Raw genomic sequence first — 1,331 nt, 5'->3', positions numbered from 1 at the left:
CAACATTTCCAAACTTCAACCTTCGGATTGTTGATGCGGAAACAAATGCAGTGACTACTAAACGCAATACAGGCATAAAACTATCTCAAGGTAAATTTATTGTATTTCTAGATGATGACTGCATACCAGAAACTGATCATCTGGAAATTTTTCTGACAACTGCTGAACCATTTAGTGGCAAAAGGATCGCATGGTGTGGTGGTGTCAAGTTTCCATCAATACTGGTAAAGCAAAGTAATTATTATCGGTACCGCAATAATTGCCATTTTTCAAAGGAAAAACCTTTTACTACCGAACTTCATTTCACTAACATTGTGACAATGAATTTACTAATTGAAAAAAAACTTTTACTCGAAGATGGTATGAGATTTAATGAAGACTATATAGGCTATGGTTTTGAGGATATACAGTTTGGCATTGACCTTATGTCCAGAGGGTACAGTCTAAAGCCTTGCAGTGCAGACATAGTACACCAAGAACTCGGGGGGAATATTAAAAAATTCATGATAAAAATGTACCATGCTGGTCGAGATGGCATGCCAGTATTCAAATCTATTTCGCTTAAGCATGTGGACGAAATTGGACAGACAAAATGGCTTGAGCCACAAGATTCCAATGAAAGTGGAATGCACAATTTGTATCGTAAAACAATACACTTTGTATTAGACTCAAATTTGGCTAAGATAATTGCCAGAATACTATTACGATTTGATAACAAAAAACTCTTTTATTCAAACACCGCCTACAGATTTGTGCTTGCAGGAGCATATAGAGATGGTGTACGCGCACGATCACAGACAAGAATAATGAGTGCGGAACGCGCTAATAAGGACGGTTGGTACACATGAGAACAACTAAAGCACTTGGGCTGCTATGTTTTACATTATATCTATTCCATATTTTACGAAATTTAACACCATTTTATTTTATTGCTTTGGGTTTAGTTCTTGCTATATTTTTATTAGCATTTTCAATGGAAAGTACCGAGGAAATAAATTTTGATATTGTGATATTTTTTTCTGTTTTTGTGACGTATTATGCAAGTTTCGTAACAATTTTTTCTGATAATCAATATGGTGACCCAGCTGTTGGTCTATTCCGCCTTTGGGCTACGTTCCCCCTTGGAATAATTTGCCTTGTACTTGCTTCAGATTCAGCAATGAGACCTGTGCAAGTACTAACGATTTTCTACTTTCTTGCAGCATTAACCCTGCCAATACAATACGTTTTTGGTGCCATTAATTGGTTTGCCGAAGCCAGTGAGCGAGCTGGTGGTTTGCGTTGGCTCTTCGTCATTCCGTGTGGAACTTGACTTGAAAAATACAATGCAG

2 protein-coding genes are annotated in these 1,331 nt (G+C 37.1%); both read left to right on the top strand.

Translation table 11 applies throughout. The annotated features are described in order from the left end of the window. The coding region (locus H663_RS40890; protein WP_133240102.1) for a glycosyltransferase family 2 protein at positions 1-848 on the top strand (848 nt) is incomplete at its 5' end. Beyond that, positions 845-1,312 carry a hypothetical protein gene (locus tag H663_RS41460; protein ID WP_133239978.1) on the top strand — a complete coding sequence of 156 codons (468 nt, stop codon included), beginning with the start codon at positions 845-847 and terminating at the stop codon, positions 1,310-1,312. The genes H663_RS40890 and H663_RS41460, both read left to right, overlap by 4 nt. Positions 1,313-1,331 lie beyond the last annotated feature (19 nt).

Origin of the sequence: Limnohabitans planktonicus II-D5, assembly GCF_001270065.2 — a bacterium.
Taxonomy (GTDB): Bacteria; Pseudomonadota; Gammaproteobacteria; order Burkholderiales; family Burkholderiaceae_C; genus Limnohabitans_A; species Limnohabitans_A planktonicus.
Note: the sequence above shows the minus strand (reverse complement) of the source record. Positions and strands in the feature narration are given on the sequence as shown.